General features: G+C 35.3%; 22 protein-coding genes and 1 riboswitch. Of the genes, 7 read left to right on the forward strand and 15 right to left on the reverse strand.

Features of this window, described 5'->3' with window-relative positions:
- Window positions 1–195: 195 nt before the first annotated feature.
- Both ACFQU5_RS14535 and ACFQU5_RS14540 read right to left on the reverse strand, forming a co-directional pair.
- Window positions 196–360, reverse strand: coding sequence for a transcriptional regulator (locus tag ACFQU5_RS14535; protein ID WP_390289050.1), 165 nt, complete (start codon window positions 358–360; stop codon window positions 196–198).
- Window positions 361–653: 293 nt separating this feature from the next.
- Complete coding sequence (locus ACFQU5_RS14540) at window positions 654–1,082, reverse strand: GatB/YqeY domain-containing protein (RefSeq protein ID WP_390289053.1); 429 nt, start codon at window positions 1,080–1,082, stop codon at window positions 654–656.
- 347 nt (window positions 1,083–1,429) lie between these two features.
- On the opposite strand from ACFQU5_RS14540, the gene ACFQU5_RS14545 reads away from it, so the two are divergent.
- Window positions 1,430–2,458, forward strand: a complete 1,029-nt coding sequence (locus tag ACFQU5_RS14545; RefSeq protein WP_390289375.1) for a PTS sugar transporter subunit IIC — start codon at window positions 1,430–1,432, stop codon at window positions 2,456–2,458.
- Window positions 2,459–2,537: 79 nt separating this feature from the next.
- On the opposite strand, the gene ACFQU5_RS14550 is transcribed toward ACFQU5_RS14545, so the two are convergent.
- Complete coding sequence (locus ACFQU5_RS14550) at window positions 2,538–3,413, reverse strand: tyrosine-type recombinase/integrase (RefSeq protein WP_390289056.1); 876 nt, start codon at window positions 3,411–3,413, stop codon at window positions 2,538–2,540.
- Window positions 3,414–3,724: 311 nt separating this feature from the next.
- Here ACFQU5_RS14550 and ACFQU5_RS14555 point away from each other — a divergent pair, with 311 nt between their 5' ends.
- A complete protein-coding gene (locus ACFQU5_RS14555; RefSeq protein WP_390289059.1) occupies window positions 3,725–4,516 on the forward strand; it encodes an enoyl-CoA hydratase/isomerase family protein in 792 nt (263 codons plus the stop codon).
- Window positions 4,517–4,569: 53 nt separating this feature from the next.
- On the opposite strand, the gene ACFQU5_RS14560 is transcribed toward ACFQU5_RS14555, so the two are convergent.
- A complete protein-coding gene (locus tag ACFQU5_RS14560) occupies window positions 4,570–5,379 on the reverse strand; it encodes an ATP-binding protein (protein ID WP_390289062.1) in 810 nt (269 codons plus the stop codon).
- A 213-nt stretch (window positions 5,380–5,592) separates the two neighbouring features.
- On the opposite strand from ACFQU5_RS14560, the gene ACFQU5_RS14565 reads away from it, so the two are divergent.
- Entirely contained in the window at window positions 5,593–6,759 is a 1,167-nt protein-coding gene (locus ACFQU5_RS14565) for an aminotransferase class I/II-fold pyridoxal phosphate-dependent enzyme (protein ID WP_390289065.1), read from the forward strand.
- A 117-nt stretch (window positions 6,760–6,876) separates the two neighbouring features.
- Here ACFQU5_RS14565 and ACFQU5_RS14570 read toward each other — a convergent pair whose 3' ends face one another.
- Entirely contained in the window at window positions 6,877–8,103 is a 1,227-nt protein-coding gene (locus ACFQU5_RS14570) for an AI-2E family transporter (protein ID WP_390289068.1), read from the reverse strand.
- A gap of 137 nt (window positions 8,104–8,240) precedes the next feature.
- Entirely contained in the window at window positions 8,241–9,194 is a 954-nt protein-coding gene (locus ACFQU5_RS14575; protein ID WP_390289071.1) for an LCP family protein, read from the reverse strand.
- Between the two features lie 187 nt (window positions 9,195–9,381).
- Here ACFQU5_RS14575 and msrA point away from each other — a divergent pair, with 187 nt between their 5' ends.
- Window positions 9,382–9,897 (forward strand): peptide-methionine (S)-S-oxide reductase MsrA, encoded by a 516-nt coding sequence (gene msrA / locus ACFQU5_RS14580; protein ID WP_390289074.1) that lies wholly within the window; start codon window positions 9,382–9,384, stop codon window positions 9,895–9,897.
- A 132-nt stretch (window positions 9,898–10,029) separates the two neighbouring features.
- Here msrA and recQ read toward each other — a convergent pair whose 3' ends face one another.
- On the reverse strand, window positions 10,030–11,784 hold the full coding sequence (recQ, locus tag ACFQU5_RS14585; protein WP_390289076.1) for a DNA helicase RecQ: 1,755 nt from the start codon (window positions 11,782–11,784) through the stop codon (window positions 10,030–10,032).
- 215 nt (window positions 11,785–11,999) lie between these two features.
- On the opposite strand from recQ, the gene ACFQU5_RS14590 reads away from it, so the two are divergent.
- Entirely contained in the window at window positions 12,000–13,607 is a 1,608-nt protein-coding gene (locus ACFQU5_RS14590; protein WP_390289079.1) for an ABC-F family ATP-binding cassette domain-containing protein, read from the forward strand.
- A gap of 229 nt (window positions 13,608–13,836) precedes the next feature.
- Here ACFQU5_RS14590 and ACFQU5_RS14595 read toward each other — a convergent pair whose 3' ends face one another.
- Window positions 13,837–14,037 (reverse strand): cold-shock protein, encoded by a 201-nt coding sequence (locus tag ACFQU5_RS14595; protein WP_036179813.1) that lies wholly within the window; start codon window positions 14,035–14,037, stop codon window positions 13,837–13,839.
- 228 nt (window positions 14,038–14,265) lie between these two features.
- Window positions 14,266–14,556, reverse strand: coding sequence for a DUF1033 family protein (locus tag ACFQU5_RS14600; RefSeq protein WP_390289083.1), 291 nt, complete (start codon window positions 14,554–14,556; stop codon window positions 14,266–14,268).
- Between the two features lie 327 nt (window positions 14,557–14,883).
- Between ACFQU5_RS14600 and ACFQU5_RS14605 the strand changes: the two genes are divergently transcribed.
- Together ACFQU5_RS14605 and ACFQU5_RS14610 are read left to right on the forward strand one after the other, a co-directional pair.
- The gene (locus tag ACFQU5_RS14605; RefSeq protein ID WP_390289085.1) at window positions 14,884–15,531 is read left to right on the forward strand and encodes a 5-bromo-4-chloroindolyl phosphate hydrolysis family protein; all 648 of its coding nucleotides are present in this window, start codon (window positions 14,884–14,886) and stop codon (window positions 15,529–15,531) included.
- On the forward strand, window positions 15,531–16,646 hold the full coding sequence (locus ACFQU5_RS14610) for a toxic anion resistance protein (protein WP_390289088.1): 1,116 nt from the start codon (window positions 15,531–15,533) through the stop codon (window positions 16,644–16,646). The genes ACFQU5_RS14605 and ACFQU5_RS14610 overlap by 1 nt, the downstream gene beginning before the upstream one ends.
- Window positions 16,647–16,819: 173 nt before the next feature.
- Here the strand turns inward: ACFQU5_RS14610 and ACFQU5_RS14615 are convergent, their stop codons facing one another.
- The 6 genes from ACFQU5_RS14615 to ACFQU5_RS14640 form a co-directional block, all read right to left on the reverse strand.
- Complete coding sequence (locus tag ACFQU5_RS14615) at window positions 16,820–17,017, reverse strand: DUF6501 family protein (protein ID WP_390289091.1); 198 nt, start codon at window positions 17,015–17,017, stop codon at window positions 16,820–16,822.
- 364 nt (window positions 17,018–17,381) lie between these two features.
- Window positions 17,382–18,119, reverse strand: a complete 738-nt coding sequence (locus ACFQU5_RS14620; RefSeq protein WP_390289094.1) for an amino acid ABC transporter ATP-binding protein — start codon at window positions 18,117–18,119, stop codon at window positions 17,382–17,384.
- A gap of 20 nt (window positions 18,120–18,139) precedes the next feature.
- The gene (locus tag ACFQU5_RS14625) at window positions 18,140–18,871 is read right to left on the reverse strand and encodes an amino acid ABC transporter permease (protein WP_390289097.1); all 732 of its coding nucleotides are present in this window, start codon (window positions 18,869–18,871) and stop codon (window positions 18,140–18,142) included.
- Between the two features lie 127 nt (window positions 18,872–18,998).
- Window positions 18,999–19,850 (reverse strand): transporter substrate-binding domain-containing protein, encoded by an 852-nt coding sequence (locus ACFQU5_RS14630; protein ID WP_390289100.1) that lies wholly within the window; start codon window positions 19,848–19,850, stop codon window positions 18,999–19,001.
- A gap of 102 nt (window positions 19,851–19,952) precedes the next feature.
- A riboswitch (Lysine riboswitch) is annotated at window positions 19,953–20,139 on the reverse strand.
- A 421-nt stretch (window positions 20,140–20,560) separates the two neighbouring features.
- Window positions 20,561–21,823 (reverse strand): 2-oxoglutarate dehydrogenase complex dihydrolipoyllysine-residue succinyltransferase, encoded by a 1,263-nt coding sequence (odhB, locus tag ACFQU5_RS14635; protein ID WP_390289103.1) that lies wholly within the window; start codon window positions 21,821–21,823, stop codon window positions 20,561–20,563.
- Window positions 21,824–21,932: 109 nt separating this feature from the next.
- Entirely contained in the window at window positions 21,933–24,734 is a 2,802-nt protein-coding gene (locus ACFQU5_RS14640; protein WP_390289106.1) for a 2-oxoglutarate dehydrogenase E1 component, read from the reverse strand.
- Between the last annotated feature and the right edge of the window lie 116 nt (window positions 24,735–24,850).

Genomic DNA, 24,850 nt, shown 5'->3' on the forward strand with positions numbered 1-24,850 from the left:
TTTTTTAGTATTATAAGATTATTATACATTTAAAATTGGTAAGTTAATAGTGGAAATGTCGAAAAATGTATATATAACATTACATATTATGTAGTTATAGTTAGTAAAAAAGTCTCGTTTTCAAAATAAATAAAAACAACCTTACTTGATACCGAGTTCAAGTAAGATTGTTATTGAACAATTCCTGCATCTCCATCAGCTATCAAGATCATGCCCCCTTTTTACTTCGGCACTTTCATTAAAAGCATCCAGTTGTTCTTTAGATAAGCTTAATAGAAAATAGGCAAAATTAATTGGCTCTAATCCATATTGCTGACATGCTTGTTTGTAATAATCATATCCATCGCGATACACTGACATCATCTTCACTCCTTCTCCAACACCTTTGTTATATAACAGTTTATTTTTATATTTATTAATATAGTACAAGATTTATTTTATGTCAACAAGTTGTCTGAATATACATTCAACTATTCCCTTTGCTTAACTAATATCAAATTTTCCTTTATAGAAAAACGTGAGACAAAGTCAAATCAGGACTTTGTCTCACGTATTTTTAATCATTTCTAAATAAAAAAAGTTACCCAGACTGTCTTGATAACGCTTGTCAACAGTCTGAAACCCACGTATCAACGTGAGTTTTGATTAACTACTTAGGAAATTAAACTTTTTACAACTTTAGAGATTGTTGCTCCATCTGCTTTTCCAGTAAGTAACGGTTTTGCAATTTTCATTGCATCCCCCATGTTCATTCCTTGACCAATTCCTGCATCTTTTAATACAGTAACAAGTTCTTCTTCTGATAATTGTTTTGGCAAGAAGCTTTTCAATAGTGTAAGCTTTGCTTCCTCCTTTTCAATTAAATCCTCCCGATTGGCTTGTTTTGCACCATCTAGGGATTGGTTTGTCTGTTTAATTTCACGATTAACAATTGCTATCTCATCTTCTTTTGTTAATGGTGTACCTTTTTCTTTTTCAGCTGTATCTAATGCAGATTTTAAAAGTGTAAGTACTCCTTTAGCTAGAACATTCTTTTCTTTCATAGCAGTTTTTAATTGTTCAAATACTGTTTCCTTTAGCATTAATCATCTTCCTTTCAAAAATCCTGCTTATTGGAACCTCATTTATTTATAGGGACACTATTAACTATAAGAGATAAAATCGTTTTTCGCCAATAATTGAGAATTAAGGGAACTTTTTAGAAGGTTATTATTATAAAAACAATTTATTCATGGTGTATTGTTAATTTTATTTATAAATCTATATTCTCTATAAAAACGTTTCCATTCTCTATAATGGATTTAATTTATCAGATAACAAAAAGTCTGAAAATTTAGTATTGAATTAATCTTCTCAACATATATAATAAACCTTACATTACAGCATGATGTTAAATAAAACACAACATCTTAGAGAGGATTTGTTTATGATGAAAGATTTTTTCAGTAAGTTATTAACTGGTATGAGTTTAGGAATTGTTGTTTGTTTAATTCCAAATGCTCTAGTCGGAGAAATATTAAAACTAATCATTCCCTATATCCCGTTTTTCGAAACCGTTTTAAATGCTTCCGTTATTGTGATGAGTTTACTTCCAGTTGTCATTGGGGTTATGGCAGGGATACAGTTTAAATTAACGCCAATTCAAACGTGTTCAGTAGGTTTAGCTGCTTTTATCGGTAGTGGTGTAACAACAGTCATGGAAGATGGCTCCATAACAATGGCTGGAATTGGTACCGTTATTAATATCGGGTTAACAACTGCACTTGCCATTTTATTTGTTCAATTTTTAGGAACAAAATTAAAAGACTGGACGCTACTTGCAATGCCTGCTTTAACAATATTCATTCCAGGTTTGATTGGACTTGCTATTCTTCCTTATATTAAAAATAGTTCATTATTAATTGGTAATGGAATTATGTACTTAACAGATCTCCAACCAGTGCTAATGGGTGCATTGATAGCAATGATCTTCTCGATACTAATTATTTCACCTGTCTCGACAATTGGGGTTGCAACAGTAATTATGCTTTCTGGAATTGGTGCTGGTGCAGCTAACCTTGGAGTTTGTGCATCGGGGATCGGCATGTGTATCGCAAGTTATCGCATGAACAATTTCGGTACGGCTCTTGCACACGTAGCATCGGCTAAAATTCAAATGCGTAATTTCCTTATGAAACCCCAAATTGCTTTACCGATGATTTTAACAGCTGCTATTTTAGGTGGTCTGGCTGGTGTATTCCATATTGAAGGTACTCCATATAGCGCCGGATTCGGATTAGCTGGATTCGTCGGCCCCCTTAAATATCTGGATATTGTAGGATGGCAAATGGAAAGTATAATCATTTCACTAACATTATTTATTGGTCTACCTATAATCTTGAATCTATTATTTATAAAATTATTTGAAACGAAGCTTAAATGGGTAAAATCAGAAGACTATAAAGTAAATTACGAATAAATAGTGCCCCTACTCTATTACGCAAGCATAGATTAGGGGTTTTACTATGGTGGAAAAAGTATATGCTACAATATTGTCCCTACTCATTCAAGTTAAGTCGTTTAACTCGATCCATTAAAACACTCTTACGTGAATAACCATAACGGATAAATAATTCTTGGAGCTGATCCTCCTGGTTTTTTTTAACTTCTGAATTAATAAGTGTATATCTAACAATAGTTGCTGTTATTTTAAACTTTAGTTTTTGAGACATTGTTTGAAAAATACGTTCAATCGTTTTCACAGTAATGGGCTCATTTTGTTTATTACCAAGACCTAGCCATACAAATTCTCCCGCTTTACTATAAGGTATTATTTCTTCCGTTTCATACCGAAATAACTCAAGCCAATTAAGAATGGTCTCAGATAAGGGAAGTTTTCTTGCTCTTTTATTTTGAATAATGGCAATTTCTTTTTCCTTAAACGAAGACCACTTCAACCTAATCATCTCAGAAGGTTTCAACCCAATTTCCAGCATCAAATTCACTAAACAGAAATTCCTCATAGCAATCCATCTATATTCAATATCCAAAGCCGTATTATATACTTCAAACCAATAACTCGAAACTGATTTTATTTGATCTTTTGATAAAGTCTGAATCATCTTGTTTTCCATCTGTATTGGTTTCAATAAACTTTCCGGTATGTCGGATACGATATTCCGTTGTTCCAAAAAAGTTAAAAAATGCTGTAACGATGCCCTTTTACGATTAGTACTAGCAGCAGATGAGTACCTTTCTTCTAGATATTCATTATAAGCAGTAATACATTTGCTTAAAGTATCGCCAAAGGTAAAATGATTATCTTTCATAAAATTTAAAAATTGCTTTGTATCAATACCGTATTGCTTAATGGTATGTGGAGACTTTTGTAAGTTTTCTAAATATCCTTTAAAATAAGCTGCAAGTTCATCCATTTAGTAACATCTCCTTATATACTATGCGTAAATTAATTTTGATTTTAGAAAAGGGATAATGCGTGGATTATCTTGTTATAATAATATAAGTGTCGGATAATATGCAAACAGTTCAGTTTTAAGTTTTGAATTCAAGGTTAAATTATATCAAAGCTAATCTCTATTATTTAAAATAAAATATTGTTGCGAGATTAATAGCAAACTGACTATTTTAATTTTTGAGCGGCATTTTTCTTGAATATATTCAATTTAATGCGAGTGAAAGTTAATGTAGTTTATAATGTGAATAACAAAATAAGGGGGCTGTTCTAATGCAAGTACGTACTACAAGAATGCTTGAAGAGGATGCTAAGATTATTTATCAAGAAACCGCCGGACTCGCCATTATAACGATTCACCGTCCACAACTAAAGAATGCTTTAACAGCAAATATGTGGACTCAACTAGCGAAGATCGCTTCACAAACTCTTGATAACCCTAAAAATAAAGTATTAATTTTACGTGGATCTGGCGAAAATTTCACGGCAGGTTCAGATATAAAAGAGTTCAATTCGATTTCATTAGAAGAAGCAGAAGAGGCGTTTGTTCATATGGAAAAAACCATATCTACGATAGAAAGATTACCACTTCCCGTAATTGGTGTCATTAATGGACCAGCAATGGGCGCAGGGCTAGAATTAGCACTTGCTTGTGATATACGTATTGGCTCTGATAAAGCTCGTATGGGGATTCCTGTAGGAAAACTTGGTATTACAATTAATAATAAATTTGCCAAGCGACTCGTTGACTTAGTCGGTCCATCTGCTACAAAGGATTTCGTCTTCACGGGACGTATGTATAAAGCTGAAGAAGCATTTAAAGCCGGTATGTTAAATTATTTGGTTTCTCAGAAAGATATAAATAAATTTGCCTTTCGAATGGGTAAGCTTGTTGCGGGTATGTCCCCTTCTTCCTTACTAGCAGTAAAGCGCTCTGTTCAAGAATGTTTAGACTCTTCACCCGTGTTATGGCAAACATCTGCACCATTTGTAGATCAAAATGATTTTCCTGAAGGTGTCCGGGCATTTGTTGAGAAACGCAAGCCTATATTTTCTCGCAAATAAAAAGCTAAAAAGGGCTGCCAATAAGATTCTTTGGCAGCCTTCCTTCTTTTCAATTATTTCTCCAATATTCCCTTAAGCCTTATTTCAATTGACGATGGTTCAAATTCAAAATGACGCAAGAATTGTTCAGAAATTAATTGCTGTAAACCACGCATTTTCTCCATCACATCATAATTTACTGGTGAAGCAAGAAAAACGGTTAAATAGAGTATTTGTCGATAATCTTTCATAACAAAGTGAATTGCATCAATTTTTGCAATCACCTTGTACTGGCTAATTATATATTTTGTTAAATCAACATATACATTTTTTGAAATATCAATTACGTGCTGATGAAAATCAGGCTGAACAATTGTGGTTTCTCCTAACTTTACCTTACTCTGTGAAAAAATATCAAAACCTCGATAAATAAACCGCTTGAAAAAATTTTGTTCAACTTGTTTATAAGGAATAGGCATTACATGTTTTCCTTGTGTAGTTCTGATGAATTTCGCCATTAATATTTCCCTTGTTGACCGGATTTCTTCTATATGGTGAAAATAACTGATTGGCTCAAGCTGTAGCCGCTTTGCTATTTTTTTCGTCATTTTATCCGAAGTCCCTATAATGAGTACTGCTTGCACTTGGTACTTTTCTAAGGCATCCATTACTTGCTGTTTATGTTGTTCATCTTGAAATATTGCTCTACGGACAGCTGTTATTGTATTCTTTTCAAATTTAGCTGATGTACCAGCTACCTTTTCTCCATTTAAGATCAATAAACCATCATCAATAATGGCATCAATTTGGTTTTCATGTGCAAATTGAATGGCACTTGTACTTTTACCAGTCCCACTCGGTCCACTCAAAGAATGTATGATCATTAAATCCACTCCTAGTTGTTATTATAAGTGTACATGATGAATCTATTCTTAAATACTTTTGCCGCAAGTTATTAGGTATAGAGCTTCCGAAATCCTGAATATCTCTCTATAAATTACTATTTATTTCATTTTTTCTGATTTAATAGCGAAATAGTATTATCTCTATGATAAAATGTGATTTATATTTTTATAGTGTAAAAGGAGTGTTCCACCTTGAATGTGATCGCATCAAAGAAAATGTCTTTATTTGAACCCGCAATTTTTAGTAATTTAAAAAGCTATGCAAAACAACAAGAGGAAAAAAACGGAATTAACCTAATTGATTTGAGTTTAGGTAGTCCTGATATCCCTCCACATGATATGTTGCTTCAATCCATGTCTGAATTAAGTAAACAGCCTTTTTCCTATGGCTATACATTAACAGGTTCAAACGAATTCAATCAAGCTGTGGCAAGATATTATTTACGGGTTAACAAAGTTAAGTTGGATTCTGAAACTGAAATCGTCCAAACAATCGGTTCACAGGAAGGTTTAGTTCACTTACCTCTTGCCTTTTGCGATCCGGGCGATTACGTATTAACAACAAACCCAGGATATGTTGCTTATGCTGCAGGAATCACTTTGGCTGGAGCAGTACCTTATTACATACCACTAGATGAAATGAATGGGTTTTTACCAGATTTAAAAGCCATACCGGAAGACATCGCAGAAAAAGCAAAATTACTAATATTAAATATGCCAGGAAATCCTGTTCCTATGTCTCCTTCGATTGAATACTTTTTAGAAGTAGTTGAATTTGCCAAGAAATATAATATTATTGTGTTGCATGATGCAGCATACTCTGAATTCTACTTTACTGGTGATGCACCGATCAGCTTCCTGGCTGTACCAGGTGCAAAAGAGGTAGGATTGGAAATCAACTCACTTTCAAAAAGTTTTAGTTTAGCAGGAGCACGAGTTGCGTATATTGCAGGAAATGCCGAGATGATTGCGATTATCAAACAATTAAAATCCAATTTAGACTTTGGAATCTTTGATCCGATCCAGAAAACAGCAGCGCTTGCTCTGGACCATGCCGAAGAAATAACTGCTCCTTTGCGCCGTACATTTGCTAAACGTCATGCCACGCTAATGCACGGTCTTCAAGAACTTGGATGGGAAGTAGCACCATCTAGTGGAGGTATGTTTGTATGGGCAAAGTACCCATATAATATCGATAGTGTATCCTTTGCTTATAAAGTAATCGAGCAAACGGGCGTTCTGATGGTGCCAGGAACAGCATTCGGCACTGAAGGTGAAGGATTTGTCCGTCTAGCCCTAGTTCAAAATGCAGAACGATTACAAGAAGCAGTGCGTCGATTAAAAAGCTTGTCCCTATAACTTAGAAGATTCCACATCCTATGAAGCTCGATAAGAGTAAGTTAGTTCGTGACAAGTTGTCAACAAAATTAAAAGGATGTCTCTTAGAACTTTGAGACATCCTTTTCTTAGTAGCTTTTATATATCATATTTATTTTCGATGTCACGCTCATAGCGATTATATCTTCTTTTCACTAGACTAAACAAATGACTGACTAGTACCTTTAATAATGCATAACCGGGTATACCTAGAATGACCCCGGCGACACCAAATAGTGACCCAAATGTCAATAAGACAAATATGATTGTGATCGGGTGTACTGATAGAGATTTCCCCATAATATTTGGTGTAATGAACTTCCCTTCAACTAATTGAACAATCGTCCAAACAATTATTAATTGTATTAACATAAATGGAGAGTCAACAATTGCTATCACAAGTGCTGGAGTTATGGCAATAACGGGTCCTAAGTATGGAACCACACTTGTTACCATTGCCAATATTCCCAATAAGAAGGCATAGTCCAGTCCGATTATTAAAAACCCGATCGTCATCATGACACCGATACAGATTGACACTAAAATTTGTCCAAGTATGTAAGAACTAACTTGTTTATCCATTTCTTTCATTACTTGTCCTACTTCATTTCTTGCACGTGGTGGGAAAATTCGTAAAATGAATTTTGGTAATTTTTCACCTTCATAAAGTAAATAAAACAAAATGAAAGGTACTGTTACAAGGGAAAGTAAAATACCTGTTAAAGTAGAAACAAAACCAGTGATACCTGTTGCAACTGAAGAAGCAATATTGGTAACGGTATCTCTCATAGTAGTGACTAAATCATCTGTAACATCTGATAAAATCTTCTCATAATCAAAATTAAATCTCGTAAGCAATTCATCAAAACTAGAGTTATTTAAGAATGTAACCGTTGTTTGGACGAACTGCATAAAGTAATTCGGAAATTCTTCTACTAAGTTTGTAAATTGATCGCGTAAAAATGGATAAACAAGAAGCGAAAGTAATGTCATGAGTGCTGCTACGATGACATAGAGTATTAAAATTACAAGGCTGCGAGGGACTTTCCCCTTCCCACTTTTATCCGCCAAGCGAACAAATGGTCTTAACAGGTAGTAACCGATGATTGCTAATACTCCAGGCAAGATGACTACCTCAAACAAAACTTGAAGAGGGTAAAAGATAAAATCGACTTTATCGAATACAAAAATAATACAACCTGCCAATAGTAAAGCAATGAGTAAAAACAGAAGATTTTTTCCACCTAGAAACCGGATAAATCTTGTTTGAAAAAATGATGTCCTCTCCCTTGATAATCGATCCTCATAACCCTTTTCTCTTTCCAAAAAACCACCTCGTCAAACTATGAATTTATAACTTGTTTTTATTTTACATGTAAAATGTTTTTTCATAAAGTGTAACTACTGCCATCGGTTGTGATTTTTATAAAGCGTATGGAAACAATCGAAGGCATTTAAAGAATTTATTCCCCTTCCAGCTGTAAAAAGTCCCGTAGCTGTTGTTTGTTGGCATCAAGATCAATTTCGATTACTTCCCCGGCGTGGCTGTATGATTGATAGCTATAGCTGCCTTCTACCGGTATAGTCATTTTTTCGATTTCAACTTTTCCACCAACAGCAAGAGACAGCACTGTTTTAATTTCATCGGCAGTTGTTAAATCAGTCGTAATGTAGCCCTGTGCCGCACCGATTAATTTAGGAAGATTGTCCAGATTTGACGGTGATAAAAGTTCATCCTTTAAAGCATCAATGACCTTTTGCTGACGTTCTACTCGACCAAAATCACCATCTTCATCATGACGGAAACGTGCATACCCCAGAAGTTCTTGGCCATTCAGTTGTTGTTCACCTTTTGACAGAGAAACACCAATGAAGGCTGACATATCTTTCTCTACGTCTATTTCAATGCCGTTTGGTGCTAAAATATCAATCAAAGATTCAAAACTTTTAAAATCGATTAATGCGTAATGATGTATCGGGACATCAAACATAGTATTTAATGTATCTTTTAACAGCTGTACACCTCCTAGATAGTAGGCAGTATTTAATTTATAAGATTTATAGTCCGGGATATCGGCATAAATATCTCTCATAAACGAAACTAGTTTCAAGTCGTTTGTATCTTGGTTCCATGAAAGCAACATCATCGTATCTGAACGGGACTCCTCCTCACCTCTACTATCAACTCCTACGATCAAGTAATTTTTTGTTGTTTCGTGTTCCTCATCCGCCTCAAATTCCGCCTTCGGTAATTTCGTTTCTGATGCAAGTTGCCGTCCATTTTGATATTGGATATAAGAGTATATACCGATTCCTATTAGTCCTAGTAATAATAGAGTAAAAAACAGTCTTCCTTTTCGTAATTTTCGTTTTTTGTTTCGAGTCTGTCGTTTCTCTTCTCTTGGATATTCTTCCATCTTGATTCTCCCCTTTGAAAATTCAATTACGAGACGATTGGAATGATAGAAAGGTTCATTTTTCCATTATTATACTACGCAAGTAGACAAGAAGCTTGAAATAACCAATAAATACATGTAATAATTTGTTTGGTTAACTTTATCATGATACAATACTATTTATTTTAAGCATTGGAGGCGTAAAAATATGGAAAAAGCAACATTTGCAGGTGGATGTTTCTGGTGTATGGTAAAACCTTTCGTGGAATGGGACGGTATACATAAAGTAACTTCTGGCTATATGGGTGGAGTTGTAGAAAACCCTACATATGAACAAGTAAAGGAAGGAAACAGTGGACATTTAGAAGTCGTTCAAATCGAATTCGATTCCAGCATTTTCCCTTACGAAAAATTATTGGAAATCTATTGGATGCAAATAGATCCTACTGATGATGGCGGGCAATTCCATGACCGTGGGGAATCCTATAAAACTGCTATTTTATATCATACAGACGAGCAACAACAAATTGCCGAAAAATCAAAAAAGCAATTAGCTGAAAGTGGACGTTTTAAAAAACCGATTGTTACTCAGATTTTACAGGCCAGCACATTCTATGAAGCAGAAGATTATCATCAAGATTACTATAAAAAAGAAGAAGCCCATTACAAAGAAGACCGCGAAAAATCAGGTCGAGATGAGTTTATTAACGCTCATTGGAAATAAAAGCAGCCTAATCATTTCACGGGCAATAAGATGAAATAACAAAAGGCGACAAATCCTTCGTTGGATTTTGTCGCCTTTTATAATCTAGTGACAATTTATAGAGATCGTACTATACAAAGCTGGTGATTATTGCTAGACAAACTCTTTTATCGCCGCAAGGAATGTTGACCCATAACGTTCAAGCTTATTTTGGCCTACCCCACTCACATCCAGGAACATTTGTTCGTCCATCGGTTTTTTCTCACACATTTCCTTTAATGTCTTATCGGAAAATACAACAAATGGTGGAACACCTTCTTGTTCAGCTAGTTCTTTTCGAACAGCACGTAAATGTTCAAATAATGGATCGTCCCTTTTAACAGCTGCTTCTTCAAGTTTCGTCCGGCGCAATACCCTCTTCTTCCCTAAAAGAACATCCTTCCCTTCATCCGAAATATAGATGGTAGGAAATTGTCCTGGTTGAACCAACAATACTTTCTCCGAAATAAGAAATTCGATAAAACTCGATATCTCTTTTGCTGTCATTGATTTTAATATGCCAAATGTAGATAAATATCTAAATCCTTCAATTTTTTTATTGCGAGATCCTGCCAACACTTGGGCAGTCATCGTTTTACCAAATTTTTGCCCCATTCGAAAAACGCAGGATAATACTTTTTGTGCGTCTTCGGTAACATCCATCTTAGGGCGCCCGTCGATACAATTACTACATTGCTCACAATCAGAAGCAATCGATTCTCCAAAATACTGAACTATGTATGATTGTAAACAATTTTCTGTATGACAGTAATCGACCATACTTTGCAGTTTCCCTAATTCCAGCGGTATTCTTGTACGATCCTGAGCTTGATCTATGAGGAAACGTTGTGTCTGCTCATCTGAGGAACTATAAAGCAGGATACATTCACTTGGTAATCCGTCTCGTCCCGCTCTTCCTGCTTCCTGATAATAGCTTTCCATATTACGAGGCATTTGATAGTGAATAACAAAACGTACGTTCGTCTTGTTAATACCCATACCAAAAGCATTTGTTGCTACCATTACTTGTACTTCATCTTGTAAGAAGCGATTTTGTTCCTGAGTCCTTTCAGTTTCTCCCATACCGCCATGATACTTTGCAACCCTTACGCCGTTTTTTAATAATAACTCATAGACTGCTTCTACTGATTTTCTTGTGGCCGCATAAATAATTCCCACTTCATTTGAGTTGTTTTTTACATATTTTTTAATGTACTGTTCCCTATTTTCCCCTATCAGTACCTTAAATGAAAGATTTTCCCTGGAAAAACCAGTGATAAAACTATCTTTTTCATTGATTTGTAATAAAGAGCAGATATCTTCACTAACAGTAGGTGTTGCTGTTGCAGTTAAGGCGATCACGGTCGGCTTTTTCGCCCAAAGAGAAACAAGTGAAGAAATCGATCGGTAACTTGGTCTAAAATCATGTCCCCATTGGGAAATACAATGTGCTTCGTCAATGGCAACCAAAGGGACATTCAATTGTGAAAGCTCGTTTCGAAACAGTTCATTTTCCAAACGTTCAGGAGCAAGATACAAAAGCTTCACAAAGCCATTTCTTACATTTTCCATTGTTTCGTTGATTTGACTATAAGTTAATGAACTATTGATATAAGCTGCCTGTACCCCATTCGAATGAAGAAGATCCACCTGATCCTTCATCAAGGAAATTAGGGGCGAAATGACAACAGTTGTGCCCTCTACACATAAAGCAGGTACCTGGTAGCAAAGGGATTTCCCACCGCCAGTTGGCATAACACAGAGTGTATCTCGATTATTTAGCACATTCTCGATTACTTGCTGTTGACCCGAGCGGAAACTTTCGTATCCAAAATATTGTTTTAAAATCTGTTGAGCTGTTTGTATCATAGTCTACCTCTCTATTTAAGTAGTTCCCTTATTATACTAGAAATAATGCAAAAGAAAAAATGGGGAATCAAATGAATTATTCAATTCACATTCATCACAGGTAATACCAGTGATTTGTAGCTTTTGTATCCCCTCCATGCTATAATAGAAATATTGTGTACAAAAGAGATTTTTGAAACAATTTCATTAACTGAATATAAAAAGGAGGAGCTTACATGATTCAAGTTAGCAATGTAGGTCTTCGTTATGGCGATCGCAAACTGTTTGAAGACGTAAATATTAAATTCACACCGGGGAACTGTTATGGACTTATTGGTGCGAATGGTGCCGGAAAATCCACTTTCCTAAAAATCCTATCCGGGGATATTGAGCCCCAAGAAGGTCACGTATCAATGGGGAAAGATGAACGTTTATCCGTTTTAAAACAAAACCACTTTGAATACGACGAATATAATGTACTTGATACTGTTGTTATGGGGAATAAACGTCTTTGGGAAGTAAAAGCTGAAAAAGACGCGATTTACATGAAAGAAGAGTTCTCTGATGAAGACGGCATGCGTGCCGCAGAATTAGAAGGTGAATTTGCAGACCTAAACGGGTGGGAAGCAGAATCGGAAGCTGCAACATTACTTAACGGTTTAGGAATTGGTGACGAGCTTCACTACGTACAGATGGCAGATTTAGAAGGTTCAGATAAAGTAAAAGTTTTATTAGCTCAAGCTTTATTTGGCAAGCCTGACGTGCTATTACTCGATGAGCCTACCAACCACTTAGATCTACAAGCCATTAAATGGTTGGAAGAGTTTTTAATTAACTTTGAAAACACGGTAATTGTTGTATCCCATGACCGTCACTTCTTAAACAAAGTGTGTACGCATATTGCGGATTTAGACTTCTCTAAAATCCAAATTTATGTTGGTAACTATGATTTCTGGTATGAGTCAAGCCAATTAGCTCTTAAAATGGCGCAAGACCAAAATAAGAAAAAAGAAGAGAAAATTAAAGAGCTGCAAGCATTCGTTGCCCGCTTCTCTGCAAATGCTTCTAAATCTAGTCAAGCTACTTCTCGTAAAAAAATGTTGGATAAAATCGAACTGGACGATATCAAACCTTCTAGCCGCAAGTATCCATTCATTAACTTCCAAATTGGCCGTGATATTGGAAATGACGTTTTAACCCTTGATGGCTTATCTGCTTCACAGGAAGGTGAAGTATTATTTAAAGATGTGCGCTTTATGATGAATAAAGAAGATAAAATTGTTTTACTTGGAAACCCAATAGCTAAAACTGCTTTGATGGATATCTTAATGGACCAACGCCAAGCAGATAGCGGTTCATTCAAATGGGGTGTTACAACATCTCAAAGTTATTTCGAAAATGATCATGACAAGTATTTCACAGGTTCAGAAAAATCATTAGTTGAATGGCTTCGTCAATATTCGCCTGAAGATGAAACAGAAAGCTTCTTACGTGGCTTCCTAGGGCGCATGTTATTCTCTGGTGAAGAAGTGAAGAAATCCCCTTCTGTTCTATCAGGTGGAGAAAAAGTTCGCTGTATGTTATCTAAGATGATGCTTTCTAATTCCAATGTATTATTATTAGATGAGCCTACAAACCATCTAGACTTAGAATCAATTCAAGCACTAAATGAAGGTTTAATTCGCTTTAAAGGTGCGATGATTTTCACATCTCATGACCACCAATTTATCCAAACAATTGCAAACCGTGTCATAGAAATTCAAGAGGACGGTTCAATCCTTGATAAACAACTAACATACGATGAGTTCTTAGAGTGGAAAGAAGCTCAAAGAATTAAAAAATAAATTTATTTCAATCCGCAAACTTTAAAGTTTGCGGATTTTGTTAACGCCCTTTTAGTTTACATAATAATATTACAGTAAATTATAATTTAAAGGAATATCTTGAAGGAAAAAGATCCTACTCCATTGAGTAACCTGAATGATTCAAGGTCATACTTTACACAAAGTAAAAGAGACATCCCTCTTCCTAGGGATGTCTCTAAATAACGATTTTAAATTTAATTAGTACTAATTAAAGTTTTACAACGTTAGCAGCTTGTGGTCCGCGGTTTCCATCAACAACCTCGAATTCCACTTTTTGACCTTCGTCAAGAGTTTTGAAACCTTCACCTTGAATAGCTGAGAAGTGTACGAATACGTCGTTTTCACCTTCAACTTCGATGAATCCAAAACCTTTTTCTGAGTTAAACCATTTTACTGTACCTTGTTTCATTTAAGATAACCTCCAAAAAATATAAATATTAACAATATGTGATTGTTTTACCGTAATAAAAATTCACATATTACGAAGAGTACCGACTTTACACCGATCACTCTTTGTAATATGTGAATCAATTTGTACCCGGTCCAGCAATTTTATTGTTATTTAAATTATACCATCTTATGACAATTTGTCAATGACTTTTTTCTAATATTCACTTATTTCTGTTAATTGACTGCTTCATTTTTTATTTTCTATCAGATTATCGACAATTATTCCATGAAAGATTTGGATATCATCCTCACATGCCTCACAATACTCACGTTCCTCTTCTGTCCAGAATGCATAGTATTTATCCTCTTTCGATGCTTCATGTTCAAATTTTTGACGAAAATCCAATAAAGTTTCCTGAAGATTTTCTTGAAATTCCTTTTCTGTCTCAAATTCTGATGTACTTATAATATTTGACTCCCAACCTTCAAACTTCCACCATGGTTCATAGTCTGCTTTCATATAGATGATTTGATACACACTAATTTCGATCCTTTCCTTCTATTATTATGTATTTTAATGGAAATGTTACTAGTATGTCTATTTTTTAACCTTGAGTTGCGAAGAAGGAGCGGAAAAAATGTTGGAAAACACCTTCATCAATCTTCTTATAGATAAAAAAGATTTCTATTTAGGTTATACTAATAGAAGTTGAAAATTATATCAAGATGCTTGTTTTCTTTTATCTATTTATATAAAGTAAAACTATAGGCTAATTTTATATTTAACATAAAAAAAACGGTTGCTTTTGAAACTTTTTCATCAATTCTATCGTAATACAAGTATAGAAATTAAGGAGGTACGGATATGCTTGGTGCTGCAAATTTCATCATACGACATGCACTTAACTTTTTAATAGGTATTTCAGTGTTTATTTTATCAGTTGTTAATTTAGATATTGACTTTATTTTCGTGCCGATTTTATCATTTGCTGGTTATTTCATTAGCAATAAAGTGATCAAAGCTTTCCAAAAATCGAAACGAAGTAAAGAGCTTGGATTATCTCGCTCTGAATATAAACATATCGAAGCACAGATCAAACAAGCTAAGGCTCATATTAATTCCCTTTCCCAACAATATATTCGAGTTCGATCAGTTCGTTCTTTCAAATTATTAAATGAAATGATGAAATTATCGAAAAGACTTGTAAACATTGTTCAGAATAACCCGCAAAAATTTTATTCAGTAGAGGATTTCTTCTATTCACATTTACCATCTGCTGTTCAGTTAACACAAACCTATACAATGTTAAGTCAAACTCAAGTGAAGGATACAGAAATTCACTTAGCACTGGAAGATACACGTAAAACATTAAAAGGGCTACATGGCACTATGGAGAATGATTTAAAATGTGCAATTGAATCTGACTTAGAGAGCTTAAGAATGGAATTAGATTTCGTCAAACTAGAAAATGCTAAAAAACTTCAACAAATTGATTTAAGAGGTGGTAAATAATGAAAAGTAAAAAGAGCCCAGATCATCCATTTGAAGAGTTTTCAAATAATGAGGGCTCTTTTTTACATTCATTTGACAACAGTCAGTATACTACTGACACACCTGTATTCACTTCTCTTAATGAAGAAGGACAATCTCGCGCTCTATTAACAGCAAGCAAATTAGATGTATCTCAATACGAAAATGTTTTGCAATTCGGCTCTGAAATTCAATATTCATTAAAAAACTTTACTCATAATATGCTTATACGAGTACAGCGAAATGATACATCCCCTATCAGAGAAATTTTACATAAACTGATGGAGCATTTAGATAAAATAAACCCTGATGATTTGATAGAAAAAGAGAGAGGCTTTCTTCAAAAACTATTTAATCGCTCAAAATCATCAATCCAGGAAATGATGAGCCAGTATAATCGTTTAAGTAAACAAATAGACCGCCTTAGTATTCAGTTACAGCATTCTCAAAAAGGCCTACTTATGGATATGAAGATGTTAAATGAGTTATATCAATTAAATGAAGAATATTATCATAATCTAAATGTGTATATTGCTGCCGCTGAAATGAAGAAGAAGGATTTATATACCAACCATCTGCCAAAATTAGAAAAGTCGTTAGTTCATTCTAATGACCCATTAGATAAACAGCGATTAAACGATTTGCAAAAATCGATCGAGTGGCTGGATAAACGGTTATATGATCTTCAAATTTCAAGAGAAATAGCGATACAGACCGCTCCACAAATTCGAATGATTCAACAAACAAACCAAATATTAATTGAAAAGATTCAAAGTTCAGTCATGACTACAATCCCATTATGGCAAACACAAATTTCGATGCTTATGAATATGAATAATCAGAGAAGAGCAAGTCAAACAACCCGCCGACTAATGGATACATCTGAAAAAATGCTGCAAAAGAATGCAAAGATGCTTCAAACCACTTCTAAGGATCGAAGTAAACAAAAAGCAATTTCACATAGCGAAATCGACTTATTCAAGCAAACACAATTAGAATTAATCGATTCCATCGAAGAAGCACTAAGAGTACAAGCCATGAGCAACGAACAACAAGCCTCAATTGAAGCAATAATCATTGAAAGCGACAAGAAATAAAAGTTACCATCCGGATTGACAGTGATAATAGCTCTCAAATCATTAGCTTACTGTAGATAACCTTTCATCAACCATAAAATATTTTTACTATTGATCGATGCCGTTCTTCTTCATTAACAGGATAAAAGCACCAAAGTTTCACTTACCTGAAACTTTGGTGCTTTACTTTTTCATCATTCAAAATAATCTTTGTAGTAACCGCCAACATTACCTGTATTGTCAATGACAAAGATGAATTCTTCTGTTTCATTTTTCACTTCATATTCTTTGCCAGCTGTTAACACATTTGATACTAGATATTTCTCAGCATTTGTATGTGTACATGTTACTTTTCGGATTGTAGGTGCATCTTTCCATTTTAAGTTTAACATTTCTTCTTAACCTCACTTTAAAACTGATCCTCATATGGTTTTTATTCTAGCCTTTATTGTATCTCATTTCCACTCATTTGTGGAAGTTTTCTAACTTTATTGAGGAAAATTGTTTTTAATGGTAAATTAAATATGAGGTGATTCATTTTGCACTTTGGCGGTTTTGGCGGAGTTCCGATGTGGTTTTTCATTGTTGCAATTGTTTTTGCAATTATTTTTATTATCGTTTCTGAATGGAATTCGAGAAGTTGAAATCTTTTATGGGAGTGAGATTGAATTTCTACTAAATAATGAATTCAGTGGAATATTGATTATACAAAAAAAGATAAATTTCTGAGAATTCTCAGGAATTTATCTTTTATTTTTATTGTTTTAATGTTCGTTTTAAAAACTCTTTCGTTCTTTCTTGTTTCGGGTTTACCAGAACTTGTTCTGGTGAGCCTTCTTCAACAATAACCCCTTTATCCATAAAAACAACACGATCGGATACTTCACGCGCGAATTCCATTTCGTGGGTTACAATAAGCATTGTATGGCCTTCATCAGCTAATTGGCGCATTACTTTTAGTACTTCCCCAACCATCTCGGGATCTAGTGCAGAAGTTGGCTCATCAAATAACATTACTTCAGGGTCCATTGCAAGTGCACGGGCAATGGCAACACGTTGCTTTTGACCACCCGATAATTGGCGTGGTTTAGCATTTACATATTGATCCATTCCAACGATTTGTAAATACTTTAATGCATTTGCTTTTGCTTCTTCTTTAGAACGTTTTAATACCTTCTTTTGACCAACAATACAATTTTTTAATACATTATGGTTATTAAATAAGTTGAATTGTTGGAATACCATACCTAAATGTGTACGATATTGTTTAATATCATGTTTATCATTTAAAATATTTTCACCATTATATATAATTTCCCCGCCACTTGGTGTTTCAAGGAGGTTGATGCAACGCAACAAAGTTGATTTCCCTGATCCGGAAGAACCTATTAAGCATACAACCTCACCCTTATTTACAGTGAAGTTTACATCTCTTAAAACTTCATGGCTACCAAATGATTTATTTAGATGTTTTATATCAATAACTTTTTCCATCATATTATCTCCTTACGCCATTAAAGAATTGGTTCTTCTTTTTTAGTTTGCACTTGGTATGCATCTTGCCCATCCATTTTCTTCTCGATTATACGTAAAATTCGTGAGGCAATGAAAGTCATTATTAGGTAGATGATACAAGTGATGATAAAGGATTCTGCAAAACGGAAGTTAGCTCCCGCAATTGATTTTGTTGTAAAGAATAATTCCGTTACACTAATTACACTTAATACAGCCGAGTCTTTAATATTCATAATCAGCTGGTTCCCGGTAGCTGGTAAAATATTACGGAATACTTGCGGTAAAATAACATGTACCATCGTTTGGAAATGACCCATGCCAATAGCTGCAGCTGCTTCATACTGCCCTTTATCGATGGAGACAATACCTCCACGAACATATTCAGCCATATATGCACCTGTATTTAAACCAACAACAACAACCGCTGCAACAAAACGATCCATTTCTATTCCATAAGCGTATAATCCATAGAAAACAACCATTGCTTGTACAATCATTGGTGTACCACGGAAGATTTCAACATAAACTGTTAATATGAAATTAATAATCTTTAGTATAACAGCTTTAAGAGATTTCTTACGAAGAGGGATCGTATGCACGACACCGATTAATAATCCGATAAGAGCACCAATAATTGTACTAAAAACTGCAATTAATAACGTTATATATGCACCCTGTAAATAACTTGGCCAATTCTCTTTTAATATTGAGAGTATAATATCTAAACTCATAAATATCCTCCTAAATAATTTGGAAAACCTTAACCTCTACTAGTCTTTACTCACCTATAAAAGTGAATAAAATAGTAATAGAAAAAGGATAAACTGGTCACAAGAGTGACCAGTACTTATCTCTTTCCTATTGTGCAGCCGGTTGGTTTGCAATTGCTTCATCCATAATTTGTTGACGTTCTTCTTCAGTAATTGCATTTAATGTTTCGTTAATTTGATCTATATTTTTATCGCCTTTTTTAAGACCAATAGCGACAGATGTATCCGCTTCTTCCGTTTTGAATCCTTCTTCTAATTCGATATAAGTAAAGTTTTCATTTGCTGTAGAAGCCGAAACCGCCTCAGGTCGTTCAGCTACATACCCATCAATTGCACCTGATTCTAAAGCAACACGCATGTGAGAGAAACTTTCCATCGCCACTTCTTTTTGAACATCAGGAATTTGATCGATTACTGCATAGTTTGTTGTATTTAATTGTGAAGTGATTTTTGCTCCAGCGAAGTCTTCCAGAGTTTTAGCTTCAGCATATTCACCGCCAGTTTTTGTTACAATAACAAATTGACTTGTATAATAGTTATCCGAGAAATCGATTACTTCTTTACGTTCGTCTGTTGGGCTCATTCCTGCAATAATCGCGTCAATTACACCAGATTGTAATGCTGGAAGTAATCCATCCCATTCAGTTTTTACAATTACTAGTTCTTTACCTAAAGCATCTGCAACGCGTTTAGCGATTTCGACATCATAACCGCCTGCATACTCTTGTGAACCTTCAATTTTTACAGCACCGTTTGAATCATCTTGTTGAGTCCAGTTGAATGGAGCATAACCAGCTTCTAAACCTACTTTTAATACATCACTTTCCTTTGATTCAGAGGTTGAGGATGATGTTGATGTACCTTCATCAGATTTACCACATGCTGCTAGTAATAAAACAGCTAGCAATGTAGTCATTAAAATTTTAAGTTTTTTTGACATTTCGCTCTCTCCTTCTCCATTTTTTGAGCCAATTAACGAAAAAAGCGACCTAAGATAGACTTAGGTCGCTAGTATTTTAGCCCAAATCCTCTTACGTTCCCTACCTGAGATAGCTCACCTCAGATGGTTGGGATCTCCATCTGAGACAGTCCTGCAATTATTCACTGCAGACCCAGCATGAAGTAGAGAGCCTACATTCACACTTCGGCGACATTTCCTCATTTTTCATATCATGGTTTTGCTCTAAACTCCATGAAAAACTATTAAGCATCGCGCCTCTACCTCACAAGTCACGTGAGGTTTTAATATTAAATTACTATTAGAATATTACTATATCAACAATATCATGTCAACATTCATTATTCTGAATAAGGCTAGGACAGAAGTAGAAATTTCTTCGAATAATGGAAGTAGCCTATTAAGTAATTGAACCTTTATAAATTGATTAGAGTCGAGGGCAAGTGTAGCTGTTGGCTATGCCTTTCCCTACTCGCGCTTAGATCAAGATAAATTGCACACGTTGGAAGGGACCAACCGCGACCTCGATGGCTGGGCGCTCAAGCTAGTTGTAGCCGAAAAAATATCAAATTCCCTTTTAGGTATTTGAAGTTTTTTGATTTGTCTCAGTTCTTTTCGAATCAAACTATTTTTTTGCTCGTAATACATTAATGAAAAAACCTAGCGAAAATATTCGCTAGGTCGTTTTTATATTATGAATTTAAAAGTAGATCTTCTGGATTTTCGATTAATTCTTTAACTGTTTTTAGGAATCCAACTGAATCTTTTCCATCAATAATACGGTGATCATATGATAAAGCAACATACATCATTGGACGGATTTCAACTTCACCATTGATTGCGATAGGACGTTGAACAATTGAGTGCATTCCTAAAATACCAGCTTGAGTACCGTTCATAATTGGTGTAGACATTAATGATCCAAATACACCACCATTAGTGATTGTGAATGAACCACCAGCCATGTCGTTTAATCCCAATTTTTTGTCGCGAGCTTTTTTCGCTAAATCAGCAATATCTTTTTCGATTTCAGCAAAATTTTTAGCATTTGCATCACGAACAACCGGTACTACTAATCCTTCTTCAGTAGATACCGCAATACCGATATCAAAGAAATTATTTAAGTGAATTTCATCACCATTGATTTGTGCGTTTACATATGGATATTTTTTAAGAGCTGCAACAACAGCTTTTGTGAAGAATGACATAAAGCCAAGTTTAATGTCGTTAGCTTTCACAAACTCTTCTTGTTTGCGTTTACGTAAAGCCATAATGTTTGTCATGTCAATTTCGTTGAATGTAGTTAACATTGCAGTTGACTGTTTTACTTCAAGTAAACGTTTTGCAATTGTTTGACGACGACGAGACATTTTTTCAATTGTAATACGGTCAGTTTGAGCTGCTGGCGCAAATACAACTGGTCCATTTGATGTTGTAATCGGTGCTGCAGATGCTTGAGCAACTGGAGTAGTACCATGTGCTGCTACGTCTTGCACGCGTACACGACCTTGTGGATCTACTGGTGAAATTGCACTTAAGTCAATTCCCTTTTCACGAGCTAATTTACGTGCTGCTGGTGATGCAACAACGCGCTCATTAGAAGTTGCTTCAACAACTGGTGTTGGTGCTGCTGGTACTGGTGCCGGTGCCGGTGCCGGTGCTGGTGTGCTTTCAGCTTTTGGAGCTTCTTGTGCTGCTGCCGGTGCTGGTGCAGCTCCTTCTCCAGCTTCAACTACAGCAATTACTTGTCCTACTAGAACTGTGTCGCCTTCTTCAGCTAAAATTTGAGTTAAAACTCCAGCTTCTTCTGAGATAATTTCTGCATTTACTTTATCTGTTTCCAATTCTACGATGAATTCGCCTTTTTCAACACGATCTCCAACTTTTTTAACCCACTGTGCAATGGTACCTTCTGTAATTGATTCTGCTAATTCAGGAACTTTAATTTCAGCCACTTTAAATATCCTCCTTTAAATATCATGTGTACCTACCTTGAAAGGTACACATGGTATCGCCACTACTATGATAGTGCAGCTAATTTCATTATTAAAATAAAATAGTTAATTATTTTGCAAGAGCCTCATCAATAACTTTTGCTTGTGCAATTTTATGTGAATCCATATCTCCTTCAGAAGTTGAAGACATTTCTGGACGTCCTACATATTTTACCTTTTTGCCATCTGCAAGGTCTAGTAAATATTCTAATGCATATTTCCAAGGTCCTTGATTTTTCGGCTCTTCTTGTGCCCAAACAATTTCCTTCGCATTTGGATACTTCGCTACGATGTCAGCCAATTTCTGCGATGGGAATGGATAAAGTTGTTCTACACGAACGATATGAAGGTGATCATATCCTTTTCCATCTTGAACACGGTCTGCTAAATCAATTGTTACTTTACCAGAGGCAAGAATAATGCGTTCAACTTTTTTCGCATTGCCACCTAAACCTGGTTGTTCAATTACTTCTTGGAAACCACCTTCAGAAAGCTGTTCTAAAGAAGCAGCAGCCAATGGGTGACGAAGCAATGATTTTGGTGAAGGAATCACTAATGGACGAATTGCTTCAGTTCCCAGCATTTTTGCTTGACGGCGTAATAAATGGAAATAGTTACCTGCGTTAGAGCAGTTTGCAACAATCCAGTTATTTTCGGCAGATAATTGTAGATATCTTTCGATACGTGCTGAAGAGTGCTCTGGACCTTGACCTTCCATACCGTTTGGCAATAGGAAAACTAATCCGGATTTTTCACCCCATTTAGAACGTGATGACGAAATGAAGTTATCAAACATCACTTGAGCCATATTAGCAAAGTCTCCAAATTGAGCTTCCCAAATTGTTAAAGCGTTTTCGTTTTCTAAATTGTAACCATATTCAAAACCAACAATTGCTGTTTCTGTTAGTGGAGAGTTGTGTACAGCAAATGATGCTTTTGAATCTGAAACATTGTGTAATGGTACTAGTTCTGCACCAGTATTTTTATCATGCAATACTAAGTGGCGTTGAGAGAATGTACCACGTTGTGCATCTTGACCAGTAATACGGATTGGATTTCCATCACGTAAAATAGCAGCGAATGCTAATGTTTCGGCGTGACCCCAATCAATTTTATCCGTCTCAAGAGCTTCAACACGTTTATTTAGGATTTTAGCAAGTTTGTTTTGTGGCTCGAATCCTTCTGGCCATGCTAATAAATCATCATTGATTTGTTTTAGGTCTTCTTTTGATACGCTTGTATTTACTTCTGGGTATTCATTTTTGACTGCTTCAGGCATTTCGATTTCGAAATGACCGTTTTTTGAACCTACTTCTTTTACATGATCGTAAGAAGTCTGCATTTCAGCATAAACCTCTTCATCAAGTTTTTTCACTTGATCCGAAGTCAAAATACCCTCGTTTGCTAACTTTTCTCCATACATTGCACGTACGGTTGGATGTTTCGTAACGATTTGATATGTTAACGGGTTCGTTACTGTTGGATCATCAGTTTCATTATGGCCAAAGCGACGGTAACCAATTAAGTCTACTAAAATATCTTTGCCGAAAGTTTGGCGGTATTCGAATGCCAAACCTGCTACTTGCAAAACAGCTTCTGGATCATCTGCATTTACATGAATTACAGGAATCTCATAACCTTTTGCTACATCGGACGAATATTGAGTAGAACGTGAATCGTAATGTTCAGTGGTGAATCCAATCATATTATTCGAAATAATGTGGATTGAACCACCAGTTGAGAATCCTTCTGTATTTGCGTAGTTAAATACTTCTTGGACAATACCTTCTCCTGCAAAAGCAGCGTCTCCATGTACAAGAACAGCTAAAGCTTTACTTGGATCATGGCTTGGAGCTCCAGTGTTCGAAGTTACTTCTTGTGCAGCACGTGTAGAACCCGTAATAACCGGGCTTACTACCTCTAAATGTGAAGGGTTATAGGCCAATTTTACTTTCATGCCTGACTTCTTGGAATGAGTAGCACCCATATGATACTTCACGTCTCCAGTCCACCCTTTAGTGATTTCTAAAGAGCCATCTGTTGGTAGGAAATAGTCATTTGGAACATGTGCAAAGTCTGCAAACATCATATCGTATGGTTTATTAACAACGTGTGTTAAAACATTTAAACGGCCACGGTGTGCCATACCGATTTGTAAGTACTTCATTTTTTCTAGGTCAGCTCTTCTAACGATTTCATCAAGTAGTACAACTAAAGAATCTAGACCTTCGATTGAGAAACGCTTTTGGCCAACGAAAGTTTTATGAATAAATTTCTCGAAATCTTCAACTCGAGTTAATCTTTCTAATAATGCTTTTTTGTCTTCAGCATCTAAATTTAAAATTGACTTTCCAGATTCGATTTTATCTTGAATCCATTGACGTTCTGCTTCTTGTACATGTGCGTACTCATAAGCGATTTTGCCTGTATATTGTGAACGCAAATAGTCGATTGCTTGTTTGCCATTGATAACGCTTCCAGGAACATTATTAAAGAATAATGAGGCTGGCATTTCTGCTAAATCAGCTTCCGTTAAGCCATAGGAAGCTAATTCAATGCGTGAAGAATCTAATTTTCGGTCTTTTAGTGGGTAAATATCAGCTGCTAGATGTCCGTGAGAACGAATTGCATCAGCTAATTTTACTGCTGCAAAGATTTTTTTAATATTGCCTGGTTGACTTGTTACACTTTCAGCTGCACCTTGTTCATTTGAGATGATTGGTGATCCAAATTGTTGGAAAAGTGCAATGAGTTCTGGTTCGACTTGTTCAGGAGATTGTAAGTATAAGTCATATTGCTCCATCACATATCCTAAGTTAGGACCAGAGAATGCTGACCAAGGGGAACCAGCAAATAATACATTGTTCGACATGAGATAACCTCCAAATTTCGCCCTAAGGCAGTTCCATTGTTATAACTAAAATATTATTTCATATTTTACCATTCTTCTACAATAGAAATTATCTATTGAATTAATTATGATTACTT

The sequence above is a fragment of the Ureibacillus sp. GCM10028918 genome (assembly GCF_042666115.1).
Taxonomy (GTDB): domain Bacteria; phylum Bacillota; class Bacilli; order Bacillales_A; family Planococcaceae; genus Ureibacillus.

Coding starts and splice junctions, on each gene's coding strand:
- ACFQU5_RS14560 (WP_390289062.1), bottom strand. CDS start 5,379: ATGATCATACATTCTTTGAGTGGACCGAGTGGGACTGGTAAAAGTACA.
- ACFQU5_RS14610 (WP_390289088.1), top strand. CDS start 15,531: ATGAAAAGTAAAAAGAGCCCAGATCATCCATTTGAAGAGTTTTCAAAT.
- ACFQU5_RS14605 (WP_390289085.1), top strand. CDS start 14,884: ATGCTTGGTGCTGCAAATTTCATCATACGACATGCACTTAACTTTTTA.
- ACFQU5_RS14550 (WP_390289056.1), bottom strand. CDS start 3,413: ATGGATGAACTTGCAGCTTATTTTAAAGGATATTTAGAAAACTTACAA.
- ACFQU5_RS14620 (WP_390289094.1), bottom strand. CDS start 18,119: ATGGAAAAAGTTATTGATATAAAACATCTAAATAAATCATTTGGTAGC.
- ACFQU5_RS14545 (WP_390289375.1), top strand. CDS start 1,430: ATGAAAGATTTTTTCAGTAAGTTATTAACTGGTATGAGTTTAGGAATT.
- ACFQU5_RS14595 (WP_036179813.1), bottom strand. CDS start 14,037: ATGAAACAAGGTACAGTAAAATGGTTTAACTCAGAAAAAGGTTTTGGA.
- ACFQU5_RS14540 (WP_390289053.1), bottom strand. CDS start 1,082: ATGCTAAAGGAAACAGTATTTGAACAATTAAAAACTGCTATGAAAGAA.
- ACFQU5_RS14630 (WP_390289100.1), bottom strand. CDS start 19,850: ATGTCAAAAAAACTTAAAATTTTAATGACTACATTGCTAGCTGTTTTA.
- ACFQU5_RS14575 (WP_390289071.1), bottom strand. CDS start 9,194: ATGGAAGAATATCCAAGAGAAGAGAAACGACAGACTCGAAACAAAAAA.
- recQ (WP_390289076.1), bottom strand. CDS start 11,784: ATGATACAAACAGCTCAACAGATTTTAAAACAATATTTTGGATACGAA.
- ACFQU5_RS14625 (WP_390289097.1), bottom strand. CDS start 18,871: ATGAGTTTAGATATTATACTCTCAATATTAAAAGAGAATTGGCCAAGT.
- ACFQU5_RS14555 (WP_390289059.1), top strand. CDS start 3,725: ATGCAAGTACGTACTACAAGAATGCTTGAAGAGGATGCTAAGATTATT.
- ACFQU5_RS14640 (WP_390289106.1), bottom strand. CDS start 24,734: ATGTCGAACAATGTATTATTTGCTGGTTCCCCTTGGTCAGCATTCTCT.
- ACFQU5_RS14615 (WP_390289091.1), bottom strand. CDS start 17,017: ATGTTAAACTTAAAATGGAAAGATGCACCTACAATCCGAAAAGTAACA.
- msrA (WP_390289074.1), top strand. CDS start 9,382: ATGGAAAAAGCAACATTTGCAGGTGGATGTTTCTGGTGTATGGTAAAA.
- ACFQU5_RS14590 (WP_390289079.1), top strand. CDS start 12,000: ATGATTCAAGTTAGCAATGTAGGTCTTCGTTATGGCGATCGCAAACTG.
- ACFQU5_RS14535 (WP_390289050.1), bottom strand. CDS start 360: ATGTCAGTGTATCGCGATGGATATGATTATTACAAACAAGCATGTCAG.